At 72.2% G+C, this 25,755-nt stretch carries 13 protein-coding genes; 10 read left to right on the top strand and 3 right to left on the bottom strand.

What is annotated here, in order from left to right; genetic code table 11:
- Positions 1–181: 181 nt before the first annotated feature.
- Both ACFVYL_RS24435 and ACFVYL_RS24430 read right to left on the bottom strand, forming a co-directional pair.
- Positions 182–1,282, bottom strand: coding sequence for an endonuclease/exonuclease/phosphatase family protein (locus ACFVYL_RS24435; protein WP_389719427.1), 1,101 nt, complete (start codon positions 1,280–1,282; stop codon positions 182–184).
- Between the two features lie 23 nt (positions 1,283–1,305).
- Positions 1,306–1,890: a M15 family metallopeptidase gene (locus ACFVYL_RS24430; protein ID WP_389719426.1), complete on the bottom strand. Its 585-nt coding sequence runs from the start codon at positions 1,888–1,890 to the stop codon at positions 1,306–1,308.
- 189 nt (positions 1,891–2,079) lie between these two features.
- On the opposite strand from ACFVYL_RS24430, the gene ACFVYL_RS24425 reads away from it, so the two are divergent.
- On the top strand, positions 2,080–2,787 hold the full coding sequence (locus ACFVYL_RS24425) for a response regulator transcription factor (protein WP_389719425.1): 708 nt from the start codon (positions 2,080–2,082) through the stop codon (positions 2,785–2,787).
- 10 nt (positions 2,788–2,797) lie between these two features.
- Positions 2,798–3,883 carry a sensor histidine kinase gene (locus ACFVYL_RS24420; RefSeq protein ID WP_389719424.1) on the top strand — a complete coding sequence of 362 codons (1,086 nt, stop codon included), beginning with the start codon at positions 2,798–2,800 and terminating at the stop codon, positions 3,881–3,883.
- Here the strand turns inward: ACFVYL_RS24420 and ACFVYL_RS24415 are convergent.
- Entirely contained in the window at positions 3,831–11,900 is an 8,070-nt protein-coding gene (locus tag ACFVYL_RS24415) for an SDR family NAD(P)-dependent oxidoreductase (RefSeq protein WP_389719423.1), read from the bottom strand. The genes ACFVYL_RS24420 and ACFVYL_RS24415 overlap by 53 nt on opposite strands.
- Before the next feature lie 693 nt (positions 11,901–12,593).
- Here ACFVYL_RS24415 and ACFVYL_RS24410 point away from each other — a divergent pair.
- The 8 genes from ACFVYL_RS24410 to ACFVYL_RS24375 all read left to right on the top strand — a co-directional run bounded on the left by ACFVYL_RS24410 (position 12,594) and on the right by ACFVYL_RS24375 (position 25,752).
- A complete protein-coding gene (locus ACFVYL_RS24410; RefSeq protein ID WP_389719421.1) occupies positions 12,594–14,066 on the top strand; it encodes a sugar transferase in 1,473 nt (490 codons plus the stop codon).
- A gap of 88 nt (positions 14,067–14,154) precedes the next feature.
- The gene (locus tag ACFVYL_RS24405; RefSeq protein WP_389719419.1) at positions 14,155–15,471 is read left to right on the top strand and encodes a nucleotide sugar dehydrogenase; all 1,317 of its coding nucleotides are present in this window, start codon (positions 14,155–14,157) and stop codon (positions 15,469–15,471) included.
- Complete coding sequence (locus ACFVYL_RS24400) at positions 15,461–16,726, top strand: glycosyltransferase family 4 protein (RefSeq protein ID WP_389719418.1); 1,266 nt, start codon at positions 15,461–15,463, stop codon at positions 16,724–16,726. The genes ACFVYL_RS24405 and ACFVYL_RS24400 overlap by 11 nt, the downstream gene beginning before the upstream one ends.
- The gene (locus ACFVYL_RS24395; protein WP_389719416.1) at positions 16,723–18,120 is read left to right on the top strand and encodes a Wzz/FepE/Etk N-terminal domain-containing protein; all 1,398 of its coding nucleotides are present in this window, start codon (positions 16,723–16,725) and stop codon (positions 18,118–18,120) included. Before ACFVYL_RS24400 ends, ACFVYL_RS24395 begins: the two co-directional genes overlap by 4 nt.
- Entirely contained in the window at positions 18,117–19,637 is a 1,521-nt protein-coding gene (locus tag ACFVYL_RS24390) for a Wzz/FepE/Etk N-terminal domain-containing protein (protein ID WP_389719415.1), read from the top strand. The genes ACFVYL_RS24395 and ACFVYL_RS24390 overlap by 4 nt, the downstream gene beginning before the upstream one ends.
- A gap of 15 nt (positions 19,638–19,652) precedes the next feature.
- Entirely contained in the window at positions 19,653–21,581 is a 1,929-nt protein-coding gene (gene asnB / locus ACFVYL_RS24385; RefSeq protein ID WP_389719413.1) for an asparagine synthase (glutamine-hydrolyzing), read from the top strand.
- A gap of 32 nt (positions 21,582–21,613) precedes the next feature.
- Positions 21,614–23,812, top strand: a complete 2,199-nt coding sequence (locus ACFVYL_RS24380; RefSeq protein WP_389719411.1) for a bi-domain-containing oxidoreductase — start codon at positions 21,614–21,616, stop codon at positions 23,810–23,812.
- Positions 23,809–25,752 (top strand): alginate lyase family protein, encoded by a 1,944-nt coding sequence (locus ACFVYL_RS24375; protein WP_389719410.1) that lies wholly within the window; start codon positions 23,809–23,811, stop codon positions 25,750–25,752. The genes ACFVYL_RS24380 and ACFVYL_RS24375 overlap by 4 nt, the downstream gene beginning before the upstream one ends.
- Positions 25,753–25,755 lie beyond the last annotated feature (3 nt).

The following is a 25,755-nucleotide window of genomic DNA, read 5'->3' as shown; positions in this document are numbered from 1 at the left end:
GTCAGGGGGGCCGGCCGGTCACCATCATTGGCCTGGGTTGTTCACTGTGTCAACGGCCGCCTGTGCCCCGGTTGGTGCCCGTTTGGGCAGACCGGGCAGCGATCCGGGCATCCAGGACTGCCCTTCGGGCGTCGAGGCCGGTGACCGCGACGGATCGCGGAGCACCGGCCAAGGAGCGCCGTCACCAGCTGATCCTGGCCGCCACCGGCAGGTGGTCGCTGCCGGTGGCCGGCAGCACCCATGCGCTCGTCGGTTCCACGCCGCGGACCAGGATCTGGTCGATCCGTGCCACCGGGAAGCTCGCTGGCCAGCTGTAGCCGAAGCCGTTCCCCGCCCTCTCCTGGGCCGAGTCCAGGCGCGCGGTGAGGCCGTCGAGCGCGCGGTCGTCCGTGGTGCCGTTCAGGTCGCCGAGCAGCACCATCCGCTCGTTCGGTTCGGCCGCGACGGCCTTGGCGAGCGCCGCCGCGTTGCGGTCCCGGGTACCCGTCCCGAAGCCGTCCCCGGGGACCACGCGCACGGACCCCAGGTGGGCCACGTACACCGCCAGTGGCCCCTGGTCCGTGGCCACCGTGGCGCGCAGCGCCCGGTTGTCGGCCATCGTTCTCCCGACCGGTTCGGTGGCGGCCAGCGGCCCGTAGTCCGTCTCGATGTCGACCGGCCTGGTGTCCGAAAGCGGCAGCTTGCTCCACAGCCCGACCGTGCCCCGCACCACGTGGTACGGATACGCCTTCGCCAGCCCCTTCTCGTACAGCGGCTTGGCCTGCTCGGAGATCTCCTCAAGGGCCAGCACGTCCGCCGTTGAGGCGGCCAGGTCGCGGACGGTGCCGGCCGGGTCGGGATTCCCGGCGCCGACGTTGTGGCCGACCACGGTGAGGTCACCGCCCGGGCGGGACTTGTCGGTGAGCAGCCCGCCGAAGAGACTCAGCCACACCGTGACCGGCAGCAGCAGCGCGACCAGCGCGGAGGCGGAGCGGCGCCACAGCGCCCCGGCCAGCAGCACCGGAACGAACAGGCCGAACCACGGCAGGAAGGTCTCCACCAGGCTGCCGAGTCCCCGGCGGTCCGTGATCCGCGCGTGCAGCAGCATGAGCAGGCCGAGCAGCACCGCCAGCGCCGCGAGGACGAGGCCGCGCTGCCAAGGGCCCGGGCGGGTGGCGCAGTGGAGCGCCCGGCGGACGCGGGTCCGCCAGGTGCCGGTTCGCACGCCGGTGCTGAGACCGGCTCCGGTGTCCTGGCGGACGGCACACTCCTCTCCCGCCTCCGCCGCGTCCACCTGCGTCATGGTCCGTTCTCGCGCACTGCCGGTCACTGCTGCATCCTCGGGTCCTGGGTGGGGTCGGCATACATACGTCGGCAGCCGTGCTCGATCGCGTCGGTGCGCAGTTCGTAGTGCCAGGGTTCGTTGCGGTAGATCTGGCACAGCCCGTACGCGGCACCGTGCCCGGACAGCCACGCCGCCGCGTCGGAGCGCCCGATGTCGACCGCGTCCCCCGACACGTGCGGGGACGTCGCTGTGGTGGCCACCCAGCGAGCGGCCTCCTCTTCGGAGCCGTACTTGGCGACGGCCTTGCGGAAGAGCTGCTCCTGGTACTCCGGGGAACGCCAGCCGCTGTTGACGTAGAACGTGGTTCCGTCGGCCGCGGCGGCCTTCGCGCCCCGGCGCAGGGCCTCGCGCAGCTCCGGATCGAGACGGGTCACGGCCGGAGTCGTGTCGTCGAAGACCGTCACGTCGTCGGGAACGACACCATCGGCCTCGCCTGCCCCACCGCGGTCCTCACGGTGCCCACGGTCCTCCCGGTGCAGAGAGTTCGAGGGCGAGGCGGCCGAGAAGGGCGAGTCCTTCGACACCTGGTGGAGGAGGGCCACGGTGACCGCGGCTATCGCAGCCATCGCGGCCATCAGGACGACGACCAGGACCGGGCGGATCCAGTGGGTCGCTGTCCGTGCGGGCCTCGGAGCTAAGGGCGGGACTGCCGGTGGGATTCGAGTCATGCCGCCAGTCAAGGGAGCGCGGTGTTGCCGGGGCGTATGTCGTTTTCGATACGCCGGCGATATGTACCGGCTCGTAGCATCGACGACATGCGTGTGCTGATCGTCGAGGACGAGCCCTATCTGGCGGAAGCAGTCCGTGACGGCCTGCGCCTGGAAGCGATCGCGGCCGACATCGCGGGCGACGGCGACACCGCGCTGGAACTGCTGAGCATCAACACGTACGACATCGCCGTACTCGACCGGGACATCCCAGGACCCTCCGGCGACGAGATCGCCGAACGCATCGTCGCCACGGGCAGCGGCATGCCGATCCTCATGCTCACCGCGGCCGACCGGCTCGACGACAAGGCCTCGGGTTTTGAACTCGGAGCCGACGACTACCTCACGAAACCCTTCGACCTCCGAGAGCTCGTGCTCAGGCTCAGAGCGCTCGACCGCAGACGCGCCCACAGCAGGCCGCCCGTGCGGGAGATCGCGGGGCTGCGGGTGGACCCGTTCCGCAGGGAGGTCTACCGGAACGGTCGCTACGTCGCGCTGACCAGGAAGCAGTTCGCCGTACTCGAAGTCCTGGTCGCCGCGGAAGGCGGTGTCGTCAGCGCCGAGGAGCTCCTGGCGCGCGCGTGGGACGAGAACACCGACCCGTTCACCAACGCCGTGCGCATCACCGTCTCGGCCCTGCGCAAGCGGCTGGGACCGCCCTGGATCATCGCCACGGCGCCGGGCGTCGGCTACCGCATCGACACGCGGCCGGCGGCCGGACACGAGACCAAAGACGGGGGTGCCGACTGTGGATAGGGCGCCTGGCTTGAGCGTTCGCGTCAAACTCACCCTCAGCTACGCGGGGTTCGTGATGGCCGCCGGTGCCCTGCTGCTGGCCGCCGTATGGGTGTTCCTCCTGAAGTACGTCCCTGACGACTGGGACCGCCGAATGCTCTACGAGAACCCCAACCGTCAACTCCTCCTGGGCAGGTTCGCCCCGGCGGCGGCCACGATCATGGCGTGCCTCCTGGTGTTCGGGCTCCTGGGGGGATGGATTCTCGCCGGCCGCATGCTCGCTCCCCTGACCCGCATCGCGGACGCCACACGCATGGCCGAGAACGGCTCTCTCTCCCACCGCATCCGGCTGCCGGGCCGAAAGGACGAGTTCCGCGAACTCGCCGACGGCTTCGACGCGATGCTCGTACGGCTGGAAGCGCACGTCGCCGAACAGCAGCGCTTCGCGGCCAACGCCTCTCACGAGCTGCGCACCCCGCTGGCGACCTCGAAGGCGCTTCTCGACGTGGCCCGCACCGACCCGGACCGCGACACCGCCGAACTCATCGACCGGCTCCACGCCGTCAACACCCAGGCGATCGACCTCACCGAGGCCCTGCTCGTCCTCACCCGCGCCGACCAGCGTTCCTTCACGCGAGAGCGCGTCGACCTGTCCCTCCTGGCCGAAGAAGCCACCGAAACCCTTCTCCCGCTCGCGGAGAAACGCGGCGTCACCGTCGAGACCAGCGGCGACATCACCCCCACGAGCGGATCCCCGGCGCTCCTGCTCCAGCTGACCACGAACCTCGTGCACAACGCGATCGTCCACAACCTGCCGGGACAGGGCACGGTGTGGGTCACCACCAGTATCCGCCCCGGGACGGTGGTGCTCACCGTCGAGAACACCGGCGAGCAGATGACCCCGGAGCTGGCCGCGACCCTCACCGAGCCCTTCCAGCGCGGTACCGAACGCGTCCGGACCGACCACGCGGGCGTCGGCCTCGGCCTGGCGATCGTCAAGACCATCACCCAGGCACACGACGGAACCCTCGTCCTGACCCCGCGCCCAACCGGCGGGATCCGCATCACCGTGGAGCTGCCCGCGGCGCCCGGGACACTCGAAGGCGGAGGGCAGTAGAGGCGAGCGCCGTGCCGTTTCGGGCCCGTCGTCGGTGCCGCTCACCAGCTCCGCTCCGCCGTCCTCCGTCCGTCGACCCACGCCCGGATCGCCGACGTGGTGGTCCCCGCGTGCTCCCGGCGAGGCCGACCGGTGCCCGGCCCAGGTGTTCCAGGCGGTGCGTCACCAGGTGCGCGACGTTTCCGCCCGCCGACCGGCCCACGATCACGAGAGGTCCGTCCCCGGCATGCCGCAGGACGTTCTCGGCCTGGGCGCAGGCCAGTGCGGCACGATCCGCCGGTACGGCGGAACCGGCGCCGATCCCGGGATGCGGGAACTCCAGGACGTCCCACGCGTCCGAGTCGTCACGGAAGGCGCCGTGGAAGCGCGGGAAGTCTCCGCCCACCGACGCGAACGACGGGTGGTACGCCGGGAAGTAGACGACCGTCGGCCTGCCGGAGCGCGGGCGGCCGTGGGAGCGGCGGACCGGGGGCGGGCCGTGCCGGGAGCCCTGGGCGGCGGTGAAGGTGGGCAGCGCCCAGGACGCCGTGACGAGCAGGTGCATCGCCGCCACCGGCTGTCCGGCGGAACTGACAGCCCGGAACAGCGAGGAGAGGCTGTACGCGGGCCGCTCGGCGGCTGTGGTCCCGGGGGTATCTTCGGTGACTGCCGCAGGAGTCGCTCCGATGGGTGCTTCTCCCTCCAACCGGCCCAGCAGAACCAGCAGGTGACGTGCGAGGTCCCCGACCGTCCGGTGCTCGAACACCACTGCCACCGGCAGCCTGAGCGTGAGCGCGATGCTCAAACGGTTGCGGAGCTGCACCGCCGTGAGGGAGTCGAACCCCAGCTCGGCGAGCGACCTGCCGGCCGGGAGCGCGTCGGCGTCCGGATAGCCGAGCACCTCGGCCACGGCGGCTCCCAGCAACTCTCCGAGCGTCGAGTCCCGTTCGTCGACGGGCAGTCGGTTGAGCTTTTCCCGCCAGGCTCCGGACGCGTGGGCCTGCTCGGTGCCGGAGTCGCTTCCGGAGGTCGTCGTCGCCGCAGCCGTCGGGCGGGTCCGGCGGACGAGTCCGTGCAGCAACGGCGGCACCACGTGCCCGGCGCCCGACCGGAGCGCGCCCCGGTCGATGAGGACCGGCGCGAGGACCGGCTCGGACGACCCCAGCGCGGCATCGAACAGGGCGAGGCCCTGCCGGGTGGACAACGGTACGAGCACGTCACGCGTCTGTGGGCGGGGCCGGGGTGATCCCGGTGCCGGTCCCGCCGCCATACCGTCGGCATGCTCCCACGGGCCCCACGCCAGCGACACCGTCGGCAGCCCTTCGGCGGTGCGGCGCCGGGCGAAACCGTCGAGGAACGCGTTGGCGGCCGCGTAATTGCCCTGGCCCGCCGGACCGAGCAGACCGGAGACGGAGGAGAACACGACGAACGCCGAGAGCGTCATGTCGCGGGTCAGTTCGTGCAGATGCCACGCGGCGTCGGCCTTCGGCCGCAGCACGGCCGCCATCCGCTCGGGGGTCAGCGAGTCCAGCACGCCGTCGTCGAGCACTCCGGCGGAGTGCACCACGGCCGTCAGTGGCGGTTCGCAGCGCTTGATCACCTCGGCAAGGGCCGCACGGTCGGCCGTGTCGCAGGCGACGATGTCGACCCGCGCCCCCAACTCCGTGAGCAGCGCGCGCAGTTCCGCGGCACCGGGCGCGCGTGGCCCACGGCGTCCGGTCAGCAGCAGATGTCGTACGCCGTGTTCCGAGACGAGATGACGCGCCAGCTCCGCGCCCAGCGCACCGGTGCCGCCGGTGATGAGCACGGCGCCCTCCGCGCCGAAGGAAGTGGCCGTCACGTCGGCCTCGCCACCGCTCGCGGACAGTCGCGGGACCGTCACCCGCCCCTCACGTAACCGGAGTCGAGGCTCTCCGGTGGCGACCGCCGCCGCAAGCAACCGCAGTGACTCCGACCGCCCGTCCACATCCACCAGGACGACGCGGCCGGGCAGCTCCGACTGGGCCACGCGCACCAGCCCCCAGACCGCCGCACCCGCCAGGTCGGGCACCGGGGCGGTGGCATCCCGTGTCACCACCACCAGCCTGGAGCCTGCCGCGCCCGGATCGCTCTGCCAGTCCCGCAGCGTCTTGAGGACCCTGCCGGTCAACTCGTGCACGCCGGGCAGCGGATCGGAGTCCGACGCGGAAGGGACAGCTGTGACAGCGACGAAGTCGGGGTCCGTGCCGCCGGGCAGAAACGCGTCGAGGCCGAGCTGGTCGGACCCGCTTGTCGCCCACACCCGCCCAGCCGCCCTGCCGGACGGACCGAGGACGTTCAGAGGCGCCCACTCGGGGCGCAGCAGAGCCCGTCGTACGAGGTCGTCATGTGCCAAGCCGACGTGCTCCGACGGGAGTTCCCTCGTCGTCAGTGATGCCACGCGGGCCACGAGGCGGCCCGACGGGTCGGCAAGGATGAGGGAGACCGTGTCCGTGCCCGTACGTGTCACCCGGACCCGCAGTTCCGTGGCGCCGCAGGCGTGCAGGATCACCCCGCTCCACGCGAACGGAACCCGGAGCGCGCCCCGCCCGGCGGGCGCGGCGAGCAGCGGCGCGTGCAGCGCGGCGTCGAGCAGTGCCGGGTGGAGCCCGAAGCGGCCGGCCTCCGAGGCGTGCGACGCGGGCAGGCGGACCTCCGCGAAGACATCGCCGTCGCGCCGCCAGACCGCGCCGACCCCCTGGAAGGCGGGCCCGTAGGCGAGTCCGGCGTCGGCGAGGGCGGCGTACGCATCGGTGAGGTCGACCGACTCGGCCCCATGCGGGGGCCACTGGGCGGCCCCGTCCTCCCAGGCGCCCCCTTCCGCCTCCGAAGGACGCCCCCGTACCAGCTGTCCGGACACGTTCCGGGTCCACGGCGTGTCCTCGGCGGAGTCCTCCGGCCGGGTGTAGACGTCGACCGGGCGTCGGCCCGCGTCGTCGGGGCCGCCCACCACGACCTGGACGCGTGCCGACGAGGAATCGGGCAGGGCGAGCGGACGCAGCAGCACGAGGTCGTCGACCGTCCCGCAGCCCACTTCGTCCCCCGCCCGCACGGCCATCTCCACGAACACCGTCCCTGGCACGATCACCTTTCCGGCGATGACATGGTCGGCGAACCAGGGGTGCGCGGGGAGGGACAACAGCCCCGCGAGTACGGTCCGTTCCGTGCCCGGCACCGGGAAGGCCGGACCCAACAGGGGTGGGGCGTGCTCGGTGGCGGCTGTGCGCGGGACGTCCAACCAGTACCGCTGTCGCTGGAAGGGGTACGTCGGCAGGTCCACGCGCCGCGCGCCGGAACCCGCGTACACCGCCGCCCAGTCGACGGCGGCCCCCGCCACATGCAGCCGCGACACCGCCGACAGGAGGGTCTCCGGTTCGTGCTCACCGCCACGGGTGGCGACGGCGAGAGCGCAGCCGCCGCCGTCCGGTGCCTCGGCCAGACAGTCGGTGACCGCCGCGGTGAGGACCGGGCCGGGGCCGAGCTCCAGGTACGACGAGACGCCGTCGTCCGCGAGCCGGCGCACGGCGTCGGCGAACCGCACGGGCAGCCGGGCATGCCGCACCCAGTACTCGGGCGAGCACAGCTCGGCGGCCTCGGCGAGCCGTCCTGTCACGGTGGAGACGATCGGGATCCGCGGCGACCGGAAGGCCGACTCCCGCGCGACAGCGCGGAACGCGTCGAGCATCGGCTCCACCAGGGGGGAGTGGAAGGCGTGGCTCACCCGCAGCCGAACCGCCTTGCGGCCACGTGCCCCGAAGGAGGCGGCCACCGCGAGGACCGCGTCCGAGACGCCCGAGACCACCACCGAGCGGGGCCCGTTGACGGACGCGATCGCCACCCGCCCACCGAACTCGGCCAGCACAGGCAGGACTTCACCCTCGGCCGCGTCCAGTGCCACCATCGCGCCACCGCCGGGCAACGCCTGCATCAGCCGTCCGCGGGCGGCGACGAGCATCGCCGCGTCGGGCAGGTCGAGCACACCGGCGACGTGCGCCGCCGCCAGCTCACCGACGGAGTGGCCGACGAGATGACCGGCCCGGACACCCCACGACTCGAGCAGCCGGTACAGCGACACCTCGAAGGCGAAGAGCCCGGCCTGCGCGAAGTCCGTACGGTCCAGGAGGGCCGCGACCGGTGAGCCGGGCTCGGCCGAAAGCACCTCGCCGAGCGGCCGGGGGAGAGCGCCGTCCAGGTGCCGGCAGGCCTCGTCGAAGGCTTCGGCGAAGACGGGGAAGGCGGCGCGCAGTCCGGCGCCCATCCGGGGGCGCCGGGCGCCCTGCCCGGTGAACAGGAAGGCCGTACGGATCTCCGGGGACGCCAGGCTTCGTACGACTCCCGGTGCCTCCCGGCCCTCGGCGAGTGCGGTCAGCGCGTCGAGTACCCGTGTCCGGTCACCGGTCGGCACCATCGCCCGATGAGCGAGGGCGGGGCGCGAGACCGCCAGCGAGCGCGCGATGTCGGCGGACGACAGGCCCGGTGCGTCCGCCACTTCGGTGGCGAGCTGTCGTGCCCGGGCGCGCAAGGCGGGGGCATCGGCGGCGGAGAGCAGCCACGGAGCGGGCGGTGCGGAGCGGGCATCCTGGGAGAGGGCCGTCCCCACCCCGTCCTCCGGCGCCTCCTCCAGGATCACGTGCGCGTTCGTCCCGCCGATACCGAAGGCCGAGACCCCCGCCCGCCGCGGCCGGTCCGACGCGGGCCAGGGCCGGGCGGCGGTCAACAGCTCCACCCGGCCCGAGTGCCAGTCCACGTGCGGTGTCGGTGAGTTGGCGTGCAGCGTGCGGGGCAGCTCGCCATGGCGCATGGCCTGCACCATCTTGATGACGCCCGCGACTCCGGCGGCCGCTTGCGTGTGTACGAGGTTGGACTTGACCGACCCGAGCCGCAGCGGCACTTCGCGGTCTTGTCCGTACGTGTCCAGGATGGCCCGCGCCTCGATGGGGTCGCCGAGCCGGGTGCCGGTGCCGTGCGCCTCCACCGCGTCGACGTCGTCGGCGCGCAGTCCCGCGTCCGCGAGGGCGCGCGTGATCAGCCGCCGCTGGGCCGGGCCGTGGGGCGCGGTGAGGCCGTTGGACGCGCCGTCGGAGTTGACGGCGGAGCCGCGGAGGACGGCCAGGACCGGATGGCCGCCCCGCCGCGCGTCGGACAGCCGCTCCAGGAGGACGAGTCCCGCGCCCTCGGCCCAGGCCGTGCCGTCGGCCGCCGCCGAGAACGACTTGCAGCGCCCGTCCGGCGCGAGGCCGCGCTGCCTGCTGAAGGCGAGGAACGGGTGGGGCGTCGCCATCACCGTGACCCCGCCCGCGAGCGCCAGCGAGCACTCGCCCGAGCGCAGCGCCCGTGCCGCCCAGTGCAGCGCCACCAGCGAGGAGGAGCAGGCGGTGTCGAGCGTGATCGCGGGTCCGCGCAGCCCGTACACGTACGAGATCCGTCCGGACGTCACGCTGCCCGCCGAGCCCAGACCCAGGTGGGCCTCCAGCTCGTGGCGGCGCGTGAAGCGGCCGGCGTAGACGGCGTACATCTGGCCGACGAAGACGCCGGTGTCGCTCTCGCGCAGCGACGCCGGGTCGATCCCGGCCCGCTCCCACACCTCCCAGGACGTCTCAAGGAGCAGGCGCTGCTGGGGGTCCGTCGCGAGTGCCTCGCGCGGCGAGATCCCGAAGAGACCGGCGTCGAACTCCGCGGCCCGGTGCAGGAAACCGCCGTGACGGGTGTACGAGGTGCCGATGCGGTCGGGATCGGGGTCGTACAGCGCGGCCAGGTCCCAGCCGCGGTCGGTGGGGAACGCGGAGATGGCGTCCCGGCCCTGAGAGCCTGTCTTTGAACCCCCGCCTGCGCCCCGACGCTCGGCACGCACGCTCGGCGCACGGAGCCCCAGGACAGGTGGCTCCGCCACATGACCTGGAGCTCCGCACACCGATCGCACGCTTCCCCAAGCTCTCGGCTCCGCTCGAGCAGGGGAGGCCCCAATCCGCCGCTGCGCCCACGCTTCGCGCGGACGACGAGGGTTCAAAGACAGGCTCTGAGACACCAACTGCCACAGCTCTTCGGGCGAGTTGACATCACCTGGGAACCGGCAGCCCATGGCGACGATCGCGACGGGATCGTCCTCGTGGTTACGGTTCCCGACGTCGTACGGCCGCCGCAGCCGTGTCCGCCGTCCCGAGGAGGCGCTCGCGAAGAGCGTCGCGTGCAGGTACCGGGCCGCCTCGGCCGGTGTCGGGTGGTCGAAGACCAGCGTCGAGGGCAGCCTCGCCCCGGTCAGCGCTCCGAGCCGGTCCACCAGCTCGACCGCGGCCAGGGAGGTCAGGCCGAGGTCGGCGAACGGGCTGTCAGCGGCGGGCAGATCATCCGGCGCGCGCCCGCAGGCCTCGGCCGTCGCGGCCAGCACCGTCTGCCGCAGCGCGCGGTCCCGCTCGTCGGGGGAGAGCGCGAGGAGCCGCTCGCGCGGGGCGCTGCCGGCCGGCGGGGCCGGGGCGGGGACGACCAGCCGGTGCCGGGCGATCTTGCCGGACGCGGTGCGCGGCACCGCGGCGATCTCGCGGACCTCGGCCGGCACCTTGTACGCGGCGAGGCGGGCCCGGCACTCGGTGAGCACCCGGCGCGCGTCGAACCCGTCAGGACCCGGTACGACGAGGGCGACCGGCACCTCGCCGAGCACGTCGTGCGGCAGCCCCACGACCACGGCGTCGGACACGCCGGGGCACCGCGCCAGGACCTGTTCGATCTCCGTCGGATGGATGTTCTCGCCGCCGCGGATGATCAACTCGACCAGCCTGCCGGTGAGTCGGAGGTGGCCGTGGGCGCAGAAGCGGCCGAGATCGCCCGTGCGGTACCAGCCGTCCCGCAGTGCGGCGGCCGTCGCCTCGGGCTGCTCGTGGTACCCGGTCATCAGGCTCGGCCCCCGCACCCAGACCTCGCCCTCGGCCCCGCCTGGAAGTTCTGCGAGGCTTTCCGTGTCGACAACGCGTACGTCCATGCCGGGAATGGGAGGGCCGCAGGAGCCGTCGACCCTGGCCCCCTCGGGGCGGTTCGCCGTGATCACGCCGCAGGTCTCCGTGCTGCCGTACGCGTCGAGCAGCGGCGCCCCCAAGGCGCTTTCCACGGCCGCGCGCAGTGCGGGGCCGCTCGGCGCACCGGCCACGACGCACATCCGCAACGCCCGTGGGGGCGGGGCTCCACCCGCCGACTCGACCAGCCGGTGATACGTGGCGGGCACACCGCCCAGCAGGGTGAACGGCCCGCCGAGACCCGCGTCCTGCGAGGCCAGCACCTGCCGCAGGCCGCCCGGCGGCAGCGGCTCGCCCGTGAGCCGGGCGCTCGCGCCCACGGCCGTCACGCCCAGGATCGCCAGCGAGTGGCTGAAGCTGTGGAACAGCGGAAGCGGCCAGAGCAGCCGGTCCTCGGGACAGAGGCCGAAGAGCGGGGCGTAGCAGGCGGCGACGGACCAGAGCGCGGCCCGTTGGGTGGACAGCACGCCCTTGGGGCGGCGAGTGGTGCCGGAGGTATAGAGCATCCAGGCCGGTTCATCGAGGCCGAGCCGGTCGATGGCCGCGCCGCGCGCGCTCGTGACGGCGGCCGCGTGTTCGAAGAGGTGCGCGCCGTCCGGGGCCGGTCCGGTGCCGGTGATCAGGGCGCGGAGGCGGTCGTGCGGCGGGCCGGGGCGCCGCATGCGTGCCAGGTGTGCGGCGTCCGTGACGACGTATGCGGCGCCGCTGTCCTGAAGGAAGTGGGCGAGTTCGGCGTCGGACGACCGAGGATCGAGCGGGACGCCGACCATCCCCGCCCGCAGGACAGCGAGGCAGCTCTCCACCGTTTCCACACAATTGCCCAGGCAGATCGCGACGCGATCACCTCGGTGGAGTCCCGTCCCGGCCAGATGTGCGGCCAGCGCGCGGGTGCGGCGCTCCAACCCGGCGTAGGTGACGCGTCGGGAGGCGTCCGCGTAGGCGACACGTTCCGGTGATCGCTCGGCGTGCTCCTTCAGCAGCTCCGGAACCGGCCGGATCAGGTCGTCGCGTCTCATGGGTCCCCGCCCCTCAAAAGCCCAGCTCCGTAACGATGTTGAGCCTAGGCGCGGGCGGGCGGGAAGCGGGGCTGAACATCCAGGTCGGAGAGAGGAGCGGCAGATGAGACAAAGCAGGCCCAGATTCAGCCCAGTTAAAAGTGCCCCTTCGCCTCGCAGTCGCCGCTGACGGCATTCCGTAAAGACATCGTCACCCCAGGTCACGAGGCCTGTCGTCGCCGTCCGGGGCCTCGCGGGCGGTCACCGGCCGATAGATCGAGGTTCAAAGGTTGAGCACAAGTTGCACACATCCCCTCTCCAGGGCGGCTTCGATGGTCTAGATTGACCGTGCTTCACATGCGGACACGAGGCGACAAATAATGATCTATAGGTCCGATGTCCTGGACAGCCATGTTGTGCGTCCTTGGCACCCGGCCTGGGGGAGAGCAATTCCTGGAGCCCTGGAGAGGGCCTCGGGTGCGGGGAGCACTCGGGGTTCGGAAGGGTTTTCGCGTACTTCGAGAGTCCGGTAGCACCTGCACGTCTGCTGCCGCCTGGGTGGGTTGTCGAAGTAGCGCTGACACAGCGGATTGCCATGCGCGGGGGGCGGGGGCCTCCCGAGGGGAGGAACAGCACGGCGCGGGGGGCAGGGGTGCCTCCCGGGAGAAACGTGTCAGGCGAGCACGTCGAACCATTGGTGACCTGGGGGGTCCTGTGCAACAGGGGGAATTAGTCAACCCGTTTCCGTCGGCGCGTGTGGCGAGCGGGGCAATCAGCCGGCCGGCCAGCGACTGGGAGCAGCGCTACCGCCGCACCGTGATAACCAGCGACACCGTGGCCACCGCTTTCATAGTGGGGGCGATCGGCAACTTCTTCGGAGTCCGGGACGCGGCCAACTGGCACGAGAAATGGGGAATTCTCGCATTCGGCACCGAGCTCCTCATATTGGGAGCGCTTGCGATGAGCCGGGCGTGGGCTCCGGCCGTACTCGGCCAGGGCGCCGAGGAATTCCGCCGGCTCGGGCGCTCACTGTTCACGGCGGCCGTCGTCCTGGCACTCGGCGGTATCGCTCTCACTTCGCGCAACATCAAGCTCTGGATCTTCGTCGCGATCCCGGCGATCGCACTCGTCACCATGACCGAGCGATATCTGCTGCGCCTCTGGCTGCACAAGCAGCGGAAGGAAGGACGGTGCCTGCGCCCGGTGCTCGCGGCCGGCAGCCTGGACACCGTGCGCGACCTGATCACCCGGGCCCGCAAGCTGCCGCACCTCGGCTGGCGGGTGGAGGCGGTGTGCACGGCCGACGGTCTGGGGCTCGACGGCGACCAGCTGGAGGGAGTGCCGGTCGTCGGTCGCCTTGCGGACGTCGCGGGCCACGTCAGCCGCGACGGGTACCGCGTCATCGCGGTCACACCCGACCCGCACTGGTCACCGGAGCGGCTGCAGCGGCTGGCCTGGAACCTCGAAGGCAGCGATGCCGAGATGGTCGTGGCCCCCGTCCTGATGGAGGTGGCGGGACCGCGGCTGCACGTCGACGCGGTGCTCGGCATCCCGCTGCTGCGGGTCAGCATGCCGACGTTCACCGGGGGCCGCCGGGCGGTCAAAGGCGTCGTCGACCGGCTGGGCGCGGCGATCCTGCTGCTGCTGTTCGCGCCGCTGATGGTGCTCGTCGGGCTGCTCGTCCTGGCGGACAGCCGGGGCGGGGCGCTGTACAGACAGCGCAGAGTCGGCAAGGACGGCCGCGAGTTCACGATCTTCAAATTCCGCACCATGGTCACCGGCGCCCACAAGGCACGCGCCGATCTTGCCGAGCTCAACGAAGGCGCGGGGCTGCTGTTCAAGGTCCGCCGGGACCCGCGGGTGACCCGGGTGGGAGCGGTGCTGCGCCGGTACTCGATCGACGAGCTCCCGCAGCTCTTCAACGTACTCACCGGTTCGATGTCGCTCGTCGGCCCGCGGCCGCCACTGCCGGAGGAGTCCGCGGCGTACGGCCCGGACATCCGGCGGCGTCTCCTGGTGAAGCCCGGGCTCACCGGTCTGTGGCAGATCAGCGGACGCAGCGATCTGCCCTGGGAGGAGGCGGTCCGCCTCGACCTGCGGTACGTGGAGGACTGGTCGCTCGCCCTGGACACAGTGATCCTGTGGAAGACGCTGCGCGCGGTGCTCCAGGGCCAGGGGGCCTACTGATGTACGGGGGGCTGATGAACGGGGGGCGCCGTCCGATCGGCGTACGGACGGCAGGCCCCAAGGGCCTGTCCGGGGGGAGGAGCGGTTCATGAGAATAAGCGTCTTAGGGCTCGGCTATGTGGGCTGCGTGTCGGCCGCGTGTCTGGCGAGCCTGGGTCACGAGGTCATCGGGGTCGACGTGAACCCGGTGAAGGTCGACCTGGTCAACGACGGCAAGGCACCGGTGGTCGAGGAGCGGATCGGCGAACTCACCGCCGAGGTCGTGGCCTCCGGAAAGCTGCGCGCCACCGGCGACGTGCGCGAGGCGATCATGGGAAGCGAGGTGTCCCTCGTCTGCGTGGGCACGCCGTCGGCGCCCAACGGCAGCCTGAGCACCAGGTACTTGGAGCGGGTCACCGAGCAGATCGGCGCCGCGCTCGCCGAGCGGGACGGGCGCCACACCGTCGTGTTCCGCAGCACCATGCTGCCGGGCACCTGCCTCAACCTGCTGGTGCCGATCCTGGAGAAGGCCGTCGGCGGAACGGCCGGGGTGGACTTCGGGGTCGCGGTCAACCCGGAGTTCCTGCGCGAGGGCACGAGCGTGCGGGACTTCTTCGACCCGCCGAAGACCGTCATCGGCGAACTCGACACGGCGAGCGGCGACGCGGTCGCGGCGCTGTACGGGGGACTGCCCGGCGAGACGTTCAGGGTGCCGGTCCCGACGGCCGAGGCGATCAAGTACGCGGACAACGCGTTCCACGGCCTCAAGATCGGCTTCGCGAACGAGCTGGGCGCGGTGTGCCAGGCGCTCGGGGTGGACTCGCACCAGGTCATCGACGTGTTCCTGGCCGACCGCAAGCTGAACATCAGCCCCGCCTATCTGCGGCCCGGCTTCGCCTTCGGCGGCTCCTGCCTGCCCAAGGACCTGCGCAGCCTGGTGTACGCGGCGCAGCGGGCCGACGTCTCGGTGCCCATCCTGTCCCACGTACTGCCCTCCAACTCCGACCATCTGCAGCGCGCGGTGGAGCTGGTCGAGCGCACGGGCAAGCGCCGGGTCGGCCTGTTCGGGCTCTCCTTCAAGCCCGGCACCGACGACCTCCGCGAGAGCCCGCTCGTCGAGCTGGCCGAGCGGCTCTTCGGCAAGGGGTACGACCTGCGGATCTACGACGCCAACGTGAGCCTCTCGCGGCTGATGGGCGCGAACCGCGAGTACATCGAGACCCGGCTTCCGCACCTCGCGCAGCTGCTCGCCGACTCCGTCGAGGAGGTACTGGAGCACGCCGAGGTGTGCCTGGTCGGGACCAAGGACCCGGCCGTGCTCTCGGCGCTGCCCCACGGCGACGCCCCGGTGATCGTCGACCTCATCCACCTTCCCGACGCCGAAACGCGCCGAACTGAACCGGGGTACATAGGCCTTGCTTGGTGACACGACCAGTAACGACCGCCAGGCACGGCGCGCGCTGATCCTGGTGGAGAACCTGTCGGTGCCGTTCGACCGGCGGGTGTGGCAGGAATGCACGACACTGCGCGACGCGGGCTGGCAAGTGCACGTCATCTGTCCGCAGGGGACCAAGCGCGACACGGAGCCGGAGGCGGAGATCGACGGGGTGCGGATCCACCGCTACCCGCTGCGCGCCGCCACCGGCGGACCGGCCGGCTATCTGCGGGAGTACGGATCGGCGCTGTGGCACACGGCCCGCCTCGCCCGCAAGGTCGGACCGGTCCACGTGGTCCACGCCTGCAACCCGCCGGACCTGCTGTTCCTGCCCGCGCGGTGGCTGACGCGGCGCGGCGCGCGGTTCGTCTTCGACCAGCACGACCTGGTGCCCGAGCTGTACCTCTCCCGGTTCGACCGCGGTCAGGACCTGCTCTACCGGGGCGTGTGTGCGCTGGAGCGGATGACCTACCGGGCCGCGGACATCGTGATCGCCACCAACGAGAGCTACCGGGACGTCGCGGTGCGCCGCGGCGGCAAGCGGCCTCAGGACGTCTTCGTGGTGCGCAGCGCGCCCCAGGTCGACCGGTTCCAACCCGTGGCACCCGAACCGGAGTTGAAGAACGGCAAGCCTCATCTCCTGTGCTATCTCGGAGTCATGGGGCCGCAGGACGGCGTCGACTACGCCCTGCGTGCCCTGGCCAAACTGCGCGACGAGGCCGGACGGACCGACTGGCACGCGGTGTTCGTCGGCTCCGGGGACGCCTTCGACGCGATGGTGGAGCTGTCCCGGCAGCTCGGGCTCAGCGACCAGGTGCGGTTCACCGGCCGAATACCCGACGCCGACCTGGTGCGCTACCTGTCCACCGCGGACGTGTGCCTCTCGCCCGACCCGCGCAATCCGCTCAACGACGTGTCGACCATGAACAAGGTCCTCGAATACATGGCGATGGGCCGGCCGATCGTCTCCTTCGACCTCCGGGAGGCGCGTGTCTCCGCCGGCGACGCCGCCCTCTACGCGCCCGCCAACGACGAGGCCGAATTCGCCCGTCTCATCGCACTGCTCCTTGACGATCCGGAGCAGCGGGCGAGGATGGGCAAGACCGGCCAAGAGCGGATCACGGGGCAGCTCTCCTGGCAGAACTCCCAGCGCTCGCTGCTCGCCGCCTACGCCGCCGCCTGTGGTGGCCGCACTCCGGCGGCGCCAGGCGGCCCGGCCCGGTCAGGGAGGAGGCCGCGCCGTTGAGCGACGACACGATACGCCTGGTCACCGTCGGGCGGATTCTCCGTCGGCGCTGGCGGCTACTCGCCGTCGTCGCCGTGCTTGGCGCACTGGTGGGCTACGGCGCCTCCCTGCTGTTCCCGCCCAGTTACACGACATCGGCGTCGGTGCTGCTGCCGGGACAGTGGGAGGAGCGCGAGCTGCTGACCCAGGCGGAGATCGCGACAAGTTCGGAGGTCGTCGACCGCGCCGCCGACACGCTCCACTGGTCCGGCGTCAGCGCCACCGACCTGCGGGACCAGGTGAGCGCCAAGGCCGCCGACGGAAACATCATCAAGATCTCGGGCACGGCCGAAACCCCGGCACGGGCGCAGCGGCTCTCCGACGAGGTGGCCACCCAGTTCGTCACCTTCGCCGGACGGATCGCGGGCGACACCTCCGACCCCGAAGCGGAGTCGGGGCCCGAGGCACTGAGACAGAAGGTAATGCAGACCAATCGCCGCATCACCGACCTGGCCAACGCGGCCGACCCGGGACAGACCGTGGAGAGCGTGCAGGCCCGCACCGAGCTGGAGAAGCTGCGGACCGCACTGGCGGAGGCCATGAAGAAGCTGGACGAAGCCGACCCGGCGTCGAACAAGGCCAACATGGTCGTGATGGGGCCCGCGGCCCGGCCGACCGGCGAGGCGCCGCCGACGAGGACGCAGCTCGTCGTCGCGGGGGCGCTGCTGGCCTTCCTGTGCGCGGTCATCGGCCACCTCGCCGCCGCGCGGATGAATCGCAGGCTGCGCACCGAGGCGGAGATCGCCGCGGCGCTGGGCTCGACGCTCCTCGGCACCGTCGACGTACCGGGTGACCGGTCCGCGTACCGGCCCGCCGGCCATGGACCGCGGGCCGTGATCCGGCGACTCCTCGGCGTCGACACGCGATGGGACCTGCCGACCCCTCAGGCGGCCGGCGACGAGGCCAGCAGACGCACCCGCTACCGACGGGTCTGCGCCCGGCTCCGCAACCAACTGAGCGCCCCCCGGCCGCTGCTGGTCGTCGTACCGGACGGCGACGAGATCGCCCGCCGGGCCGCCGAGCAGCTCGTCGCCGAAGCCGGCACCGATGCCTCCGCCTCCTCTTCGAGCAGGGGATACCCCACGCTCCGGGCGGTGGAGGTACCGGTGCTCCGGCCGATGGTGCCCGACCGCGGCACCGAGTCCGGCGCCCTGGTCGTGCTCAGCGCGGGCAACTGGACCGCGGTGGAGCTCGGCGGCATCGCCGAGGCGTGCGCGGACGCCGGGCACGAGGTCGTCGGCATCGTCCTGGCCGGCCCGGTCCGGTCCCGTCCGGAGCGCGCCACCCGCCGTCCTGTGCAGCACGCCGCGCCGGCGGTCGCGGTGGGCGACGACGCGAGGGGCGGTGCGGTGTGACGGCGGACAAGACTTCGGAGTCGTCGGGCGGCTCTCCGCTCTTCGACCTGCAGGCTCTGGTGGTGTCGGTGCGCAGGCGCCGCCGCCTCTGGGCGACGCTGGCGCTGGTCGGGGTGCTGGCAGGCGCGGCGCTGGCGGTGCTCAGGCCGCCGCCGCCGAGCGCGGTGACCAAGGTCCTCGTCACGCATGCGGAGGACCAGGCGAACGACACCGGCACGCTGATCCGCACCGACGTCGAACTGCTCGGGACCACGCGGATCGCCGCCAAGGCCCTGCGGGCCCTCAAGTCCTCGGAGAATCCGGAGGACTTCATGCAGGACTACCGGGGCACGGGCGTCACCAACAACCTGCTGCAGATCGACGTGACGGCCGACAGCGACGCGGCGGCGGTGGCCCGGGCCAAGGCGCTGGCCGACGCCTTCGTCGCGGACCATGTGCGGCGGATGCGGGAGACCGCGAAGGCCGAGGCCAAGGCCCTGACCGAGCAGCGTGACCGGATGCGGGACGAACTCACCGCGGTCAACGAGTCGATCGGCGGCCGTTCGCCGGGTGCCGACCCGAAATCGTCGGCGAGCATCGAGTCGCTCTTCGCCCGCCGGGCCGAACTCAACTCGCGGATCGCCGACTTCGACCAGCGCGCCGCGGAGGCACGCACCGGCACGCCGAAGATCGTCTCCGGCACACAGATCGTGGACGCCCCCCGCGCCGTGCGCCACTCCCTTCCCAGGGCCGCCGTCACCAATACCGGGATCGGGCTCTTCCTCGGACTCTTCCTCGGGCTCGCGGTGGCCGCGGTCGGCGCGGTGGTGGCGGACCGCCCCGTGCTGCGCCGGGAGATCGCGGCGCACCTGGGCGCCTCGGTCATCGCCGAGCTGCGCCGCACCCCCCGCTGGCCGTCCAGACTCTGGCAGCGCCGCCGGAGCCGGACGGCGCACGAGCGGCTCACCACGACCCTCGCCCGCACCGTGCGCGGCTCGGCGGAACCGGTCTCGTTCCTCGAACTGGGCTGCGCGCGCAGCACGAGCGAGATCGCCCTGAACGTCGCAAGGGAACTGGCGACGGAGGGGCATCCGGTGGTCATCGTCGACGGTCTGCCGGGGCCGCAGCTCGCCAACCTCCGCCGGGGGCCCGACGACCCGGCCGTGGTCAGCGGCGAGCGCGCCGAGGCCGAGGCGCATCAGGCGCGCAGGCTCGGCGTCGGCTCGGTGGCGCCCGGCACGGCGTGGACCGACCTCCAGTACCTCGGCGGCCAGACCGTGCTCGTCGTGCGTGCCGGGCACGGCAGCGCCTCCTGGCTGCACACCGTGGCGCGGCAACTCGCCGACCAGCGCATACCGGTGATCGGCGTGGTGCTGATCGACCCCGATCCGCGGGACAGGACCGACGGCACGCTGTGGGACGGGCTGCACATCGCGCTGCGCGGCCACAGCGAGCGGCTGGACCGGCGGAACGGGATCAGCCAGATGTGGACGGAAAGGCTGCCGATGTGGGCCGCACACGTTCCGAACAGCGAATAGGAGGCACGCAAAGACATGTGTGGCATCGCAGGCACGTACCGATGGCCGGACGGGAAGGCCGTGACCGACCGGCTCACCGATACCCTCGCCCACCGCGGCCCGGACGGAGCGGGCCGCTACAGCCACCTCGCCGGTGACGGCGAAGTGCAGCTCGGGCACCGCCGGCTCGCCATCATCGACCTGTCCGAGACCGGCGCCCAGCCGATGGTCTCGGACGGTCTCGCCCTGACGTACAACGGCGAGCTGTACAACGCGCCCGAGCTCCGCGCCGAACTGGCCGCCTCCGGGGTGCGCTTTCGCGGCACCTCCGACACCGAGGTGCTCCTGGAGGCCTGGCGGCGCTGGGGCACCGACTGCCTGCCCCGGCTGCGCGGCATGTTCGCGTTCGGGATCTTCGACGAGCGCACCGGTGAACTGGTGCTCGCCCGCGACCAGTTGGGCATCAAACCGCTGTTCCTGCTGCGGCGCGGCGGGGGCCTCATGTTCGCCTCCGAGCTGAAGGCGCTCGCCGCGGTGACCGGCGGGACCCTGGAGGTCGACCACGCGGCGCTGGTGGCCTCGCTGCTGTACTACTGGGTGCCGGACTCGCGCTGCGCGTTCCGCGAGGCGGAGAAGCTGCCGCCGGGGAGCTGGCTGCGGTTCCGGCCCGACGGCCGGGTGGACCGCGGCCGGTACTGGAACCTGAAGGACGTCGCCGCCGAGGGCCGGGAGCGGGCCCGCAGTGGCGAACTGCCGGACCTCGCCGCCATCATCGAGGATTCGAACCGGCGGCACCTGCTCTCCGACGTCCCCGTGGCGACCTTCCTCTCCGGCGGTCTCGACTCCAGCTACCTGACCGCGCTCGCGGCCCGCGAGCGACCCGGGATCTCCGCCTACACGATCGGGTTCCGTGCCGAGGACGCCAAATTCGAGGCGATGCCGGACGACCTGCGCTACGCCCGGCAGGTGGCCGAGCAGTTCGGCGTCGACCTGCACGAGATCGAGATCGCCCCGAACGTGCTCGACCTGCTGCCGCAGATGACGTACCACCTGGACGAGCCGATCGGCGACCCCGCAGCGATCAACACCTATCTGATCTGCTCGGCCGCCCGCGAAGCCGGGGTCAAGGTGATGCTCTCGGGGATGGGCGCCGACGAACTGTTCGCCGGTTACCGCAAGCACCTGGCCAACCTCCTCGCGCTGCGCTACCAGCGCGTCCCGCGGCCCCTGCGGCGCGGGGTCTCCGCGGTCGTGGACCGGCTGCCCGTCGCCACGGCCCGCCGGGGGTACCGGTCGGTGCGCTTCGCCAAGCGGTTCCTCTCCTTCGCCGATCTCCCGGAGGAGACCGCGTTCCGGCGCAGCTACACCATGTACGACCAGGCCGAACTGCTCGCCCTCGTCAATCCGGACCTGGCCGGAGCGGTCGACGACGTGCTGACCGAGCACGCGGACGTCTACGAGGACAACGAACTCGACGACTTCGTCAACCGCATGTGCCTGGGCGACGCCCGCATGTTCCTGCCCGGACTGAACCTCGCGTACACGGACCGCTCCAGCATGGCCGCGTCGACCGAGGTGCGGGTGCCGTACGTGGACGTCGAGGTGGTCAGGGCGGCGTTCGCCGTGCCCGGTGACCGCAAGATCGCCGGACGGCAGGGCAAGGCCGTTCTCAAGGAGGCGGCAGGCTCGATCCTGCCCAAGGAGATCGTGTACCGCCCCAAGGGCCTGTTCAGCGCCCCGCTGCGGGCCTGGATGAGCCGGGACCTGGCGCCGCTGGTGCGCGAGGTGGTGAACGACGGCGAGCTCGTCCGTTCCGGGCTGCTGCGACGTGACGCGCTGGCCCGGATGGTCGCCGAGGACGCCGCGGGGCAGCGGGACTTCTCCAAGCACCTGTGGCACGTGCTGACCCTGGAGTACTGGTATCGCGACGCGATCTCTGGCTCCGGCCAGAGCCAAGCGGCTTGACAGCATTGCAAGTTGAAACAAGAGGAGCTCGGGTGAAACAGGTCGTTCAGAACTACAAGAGTGGCGAACTGGCGCTGCTCGACGTGCCCGTGCCGGGCTGCAAGCCGGACGGTGTACTGGTGCGGAGCGCCTACTCGCTGATCTCCACCGGGACCGAGCTCATGAAGGTGTCCGAGGCCGGCATGTCGATGGTGGGCAAGGCCCGCTCCCGTCCTGACCAAGTGGCCAAGGTCATGCAGAGCGTGGCCACCAACGGAGTGCCCGCCACCTACCGCAAGGTGATGGGCAAGCTGGACTCCTACACGCCGCTGGGCTACTCGCTGTGCGGTGTGGTCGAGCAGGTCGGCGCCGGGATCGACGACGTGAAGGCAGGCGACCTGGTGGCCTGCGCCGGCAACGAGCACGCGTTGCACGCCGAGCTGAACTGGGTGCCGAAGAACCTCTACGCCCCGGTGCCGGACGGCCTCGCGCCACGGCACGCGGCCTTCGGCACCGTCGGATCCATCGCGATGCAGGGCGTGCGCCAGGGCGAGCCGCAGCTCGGCGAAGTCGCCCTGGTCATCGGCCTCGGCCTCATCGGACAGCTGGTGGTACAGCTCCTGACCGCCTCCGGAGTGCGCGTCGTCGGGGTCGACCCCGACCCGGTGCGCTGCGAGCTCGCCGAGCGCTCGGGCGCCGCGGCCTGCGGCGACCCGGAGTCCGCGGCCGTGGAGAGCGCCGTCGCCGAGCTCACCGGCGGCCACGGCGTGGACCAGGTGTACCTGGCCGCGGGCGGCGGCACCAACCAACCCGTCGAGCTGGCGGCCAAGTTGAGCCGGGACCGCGGCCGGGTCGTCGACATCGGCAAGTGCCGCCTCGACCTGCCCTGGAACGCGTACTACGAGAAGGAGCTCGACGTCCGGTTCTCGCGCTCGTACGGCCCCGGGCGCTACGACCCGGCGTACGAGCTGGAGGGGCGCGACTACCCGATCGGCTACGTGCGCTGGACCGAGCGCCGCAACCTGGCGTGCTTCCTCGACCTCGTCGCCCGCGGCCGCGTCGACGTGGAGCCGTTGATCTCCCACATAGCCGACTTCGACGACGCGGTGGACACCTACCAGCGGCTGAAGGACGGCGACCTGAAGGCCGTGGCCGTGCTGTTCCGCTACCCCGGCCCCGCCGAAGCCGAGGACACGGCGGAAGCGGTCGCCCCGGAAATGGCCGTGCCCGCGGTCAAGCGGCCAGGCGGCACAGCGTCCGCCCCGGCCCGGGCCGCCAGGACACCGGTGCGCCTCGCCTTCGTCGGCGCGGGCAACTACGCGACGTCGATGCTGCTGCCGCACCTGGCCCAGCGTGACGGCGTCGAGCTGTCCACCGTCGTCACCACGACGGCGCTGTCCGCGGCCAACGCGCAGCGCAAGTTCGGCTTCGCCGAGGCGACCACCGACCTCGACGCCGTGCTCGGCGACCCATCCGTCGACGCGGTGTTCGTGGTCACCCGGCACAGCTCGCACGCCGAACTGACCCGCAGAGCCCTCCTCGCCGGCAAGACGGTGTTCGTGGAGAAGCCCCTCGCCCTCACCGAGGACGAGCTGGCCGGGGTGCTCGCGGCCGTCGAGGAGTCCGGCAACGACCGGCTGCAGGTGGGCTTCAACCGCCGCTTCTCGCCGCTGCTGCAGGAGGCGAAGAAGCGGTTCGGCGTCCGGACAGGACCTGCGAACCTCCGCTACCTGGTCAACGCGGGGCGGCTCGGGCACGGCAGCTGGTACCTCCAGCAAGGCACCGAGGGCTCGCGGTTCGTCGGCGAGGGCGGCCACTTCATCGACACGGCGAGCTGGCTGCTCGGCGCCGACCCGGTCTCGGTGTACTCGCTCGCCACGTCCGGCAACGAGGACCTGCAGGTCGTGCTGCGCTACCCGGACGGGTCCACCGCCACCATCAGCTACGTCACCACGGGCCCCGCCGGCTTCCCCAAGGAGACGCTGGACATGGTCGCGGACGGCCGGGCCCTGCGGCTCGACGACTTCGTCCGTGCCTCGGTCTACGGCCGCAAGCGGTGGGTGAGTTCGCGGCTGCCCAAGGCCCGGGACAAGGGGCAGAACGCCGAGCTGGCCGCGTTCGTCAGAGCCGTGCGGACCGGCGGGCCGATGCCGGTGCCGCTGGAGTCCCTCGTCGCCACCACGGCGGCCACCCTCGCCGTGCAGCGCGGCCTGGCCGGCGGCGCGCCGGTGATGCTGGCGAGCGCGCGATGACCCTGAGTGCGGGCTGGTACCTGCGACGCCTTTCCCGGATGGGCCCGCGGGAGGTCGGCGGCCGGGTGGGCGACGCGGTGCGCAGGCGGCGGTGGAAGTCGGCCCGCCCGGACTGCCCGGACGTGACCGGCGCCCGCTTCACCGCGGTGCTGCCCCCAGGGGCCATCGCCGCGGTGCCGCAGGACGCCGCGAAGCGACTCATCGCCGAGGCGGACCGGCTGATGGCCGGGCAGACCGAGTTCTTCGGGGTGGACCGCGACGACCTGGCCGACCCGGACTGGTGGTTCGACCCGAAGACCGGGCGCCGGGCTCCGTGGGGCTACGCCTTCGACCTGCCCTACCGCGACGAGGAGGCGGTCGGGGACATCAAGCAGATCTGGGAGCTGTCCCGGCACCAGTACCTCACCGTGCTCGCCGCCGCCTACGCGATCACCGGCGACGAGCGGTACGCCGAGCGCGTGGCCGAGCACCTGCGGCTGTGGTGGACGGCCAACGCGCCGCTGCGCGGCGTGCACTGGATCAGCGGCATCGAGCTGGGGATCCGGCTGCTCTCCTGGGTGTGGATCCGCCGGCTGCTCGACGGCTGGCCGGGCGCGGCCGGCCTCTTCGAGGACAACCCGGTGGCGGTGAACCAGATCTGGCACCACCAGCGCTGGCTGGCCGCCTTCCCCAGCCGGGGCTCTTCGGCGAACAACCACATCATCGCCGAGGTCGCCGGGCTGGCCGCCGCGGCCTGCGCGTTCGGCTGGTACCCCGAATCGGCGCGCTGGCGGGACGACGCGCTGCGCTCCCTCGAACGGCACCTGCGCGCCAACACCTTCCTCTCCGGCCTCAACCGCGAGCTGGCCACCGAGTACCACGGGCTCGTCCTGGAGCTCGGCCTGGCCGCGGTGGCCGAGGCGGATGCCGCGGGCGTGCCGGTCCCCGGCGCGACCCGCCTCGTGCTGCTGCGGATGACCGACGCGCTCGCGGCCGTCGTGGACAACCGGCTGCGGCCGCCGCGCCAGGGGGACGCGGACGACGGACACGGGCTGGTCGTGGACGGCACGGGCACCGACCGCTGGGGCTCGCTCCTGGCCACCGGCGACGCCGTGTTCGGCCGCCTCGCCTGGTGGCCGAAGGTCACCGGCACCGACGTGCGCACCCCGCTCCTCGCCGTGCTCGTCCGGCCGTACGCGAAGGACGGCACCGCACCGGCCGTCGCCCGTCCGGCGAGCAGGCCGGGCCACTTCGCCGACGCGGGCATGACCATCCTGCGCGGGCCGGAAGAGATCTGGTGCCGCTGCGACGGCGGGCCGCACGGCTTTCTGTCCATCGCCGCGCACGCCCACGCGGACGCCCTGTCCGTGGAGGTCCGCCACGACGGGGTCGACGTGCTCGCCGACCCGGGGACGTACTGCTACCACGGGCAGCCCGAGTGGCGGCAGTACTTCCGGTCGACCCTCGGTCACAACACCCTCCAACTGGACGGCGCCGACCAGTCCGTCTCCGGCGGCCCGTTCCTCTGGACGCGGCACGCCCGCAGCCGCGTCCTGGCCGCGGACACGACCCGGTGGTGCGCCGAGCACGACGGCTACGAGGACTCCGTGCACCGCCGCCGGGTCGAGCTGACGGCCGAGAGCCAGGAGCTGAAGGTGATCGACGAGGTGCACGGCCCCGGCCGGTCCGTGCGCCTGGCGTTCCACCTCGGCCCGGCCGTCACCGCGGACCTGGTGCAGAACCGGGCCGTGCTCACCTGGACCCGGGACGGCGAGGACCGCTCCGCGGTGCTCGACCTGCCCGGGGAGCTGTCCTGGCGGGCGCACCGCGGCGAGAGCGGCCCGCCGCTCGGCTGGTACTCCGCGGGCTTCGGGCGCAAGGAACCCACCACCACGCTGGTCGGCAGCGGATTCGCCGAGGGCGTGCAGGGGTTCACCACCGTGCTCAGGTTCCAGGGCTAGGGG

The sequence above is a fragment of the Streptomyces sp. NPDC058308 genome, from assembly GCF_042880275.1.
Classification (GTDB): Bacteria; Actinomycetota; Actinomycetes; order Streptomycetales; family Streptomycetaceae; genus Streptomyces.
Note: the sequence above shows the minus strand (reverse complement) of the source record. Positions and strands in the feature narration are given on the sequence as shown.